The 1,179-nt window shown below is 48.3% G+C and carries 2 protein-coding genes; both read right to left on the reverse strand.

Annotated elements, in window-relative coordinates:
- A partial coding sequence (locus MIB40_RS19420; protein ID WP_249697155.1) for an IS3 family transposase occupies positions 1–809 on the reverse strand: 809 nt, incomplete at its 3' end.
- The gene (locus tag MIB40_RS19425; RefSeq protein WP_249697156.1) at positions 806–1,114 is read right to left on the reverse strand and encodes a transposase; all 309 of its coding nucleotides are present in this window, start codon (positions 1,112–1,114) and stop codon (positions 806–808) included. The genes MIB40_RS19420 and MIB40_RS19425, both read right to left, overlap by 4 nt.
- Between the last annotated feature and the right edge of the window lie 65 nt (positions 1,115–1,179).

Consider the following 1,179-nt stretch of genomic DNA (forward strand, 5'->3'; position numbering starts at 1 on the left):
GAGTGCCTTCTTATTCGATTATAAAAGATTTCAATGTACTCAAAGATACCGGATTTCGCTTCGGCTATCGACTGGTATTGTTCCGCATAAATCAACTCCACTTTGAAACGACTGAAAAAGGATTCCATAGGGGCATTATCCCAGCAATTACCCTTTCGGCTCATACTGATCCTACCTCCATAGGATCGGATTAAATCCTGGTAGCGCCGAGCCCGATACTGTACCCCGCGGTCGGAATGAATCACCAAGCTGGATGTTACCTCCCTAAGGTTGAAGGCCATCTTCAGCGCTCGGGTAATCAGAGACTCCGTCATGCTGGTATCGACAGCCCAGCCAACGATACGACGTGAATACAGATCCATGATGGTTGCCAGATACAACCAGCGATCTTTGATCCAGATATACGTAATATCACTGGTCCACTTGGTATTGGGCTTCCCTGCGCTAAAGTTTCGCCACAGAAGATTCTCTGCCACGTTCGTCATGGCTTCGCTTGATGACGAATACCGAAACGCCTTGCCATTACGGGCCTTGATACCATGGGCCGCCATAATGGCGGCTACGTGATTCAGGCTGCAGGCTGTTCCGCACTCATTCAGCTCTTTGGCAATACGAGGAGCCCCGTAACGTGCCTTATACGTCGCATAGGTATCCAGCACCTGCGCTTCTACCTGCTTCTTTCTTTTACGCCTGGCACTACAGCCGCACAATTTCCATTTATAGAAGCCTGATCGAGAGACGGCCAATACCCTGCACATCAAAAGAACCGTAAACTGACCGATAAATTCTTGAATGAGTGCGTACTTCACTCTTGGTGGTTCGCGAAGTACGCAGACACCTTTTTTAGGAATTCATTCTCTTTGCGCACTTCGGCAAGTTCGCGCTTTAACTTGCGAACCTCCTCGGATTCTTTCCTGGAGTAATCAACTCCATTAAGGCTGTTGAATTGCTTGTCGGACAAGCGATTGAATTGACGCTTCCAGTTGTAAATCTGCTGGGCACTAACCCCCAGCTCTTTAGCAACCGATGCCGTGGTTTGGCCAGGTTTCTGAGATCGAAGGACGGCTTCTTTACGAAACTCTTCGGTATAGGCGGGTTTTCTATGCTTGGCCATTTTACACCTCCAAGTCAGATCGAAATCTAACTATAGTTGGTGTCTACTTATCGTGGGTAACACGG

This window comes from Aestuariirhabdus haliotis (assembly GCF_023509475.1).
GTDB classification, from domain to species: domain Bacteria; phylum Pseudomonadota; class Gammaproteobacteria; order Pseudomonadales; family Aestuariirhabdaceae; genus Aestuariirhabdus; species Aestuariirhabdus haliotis.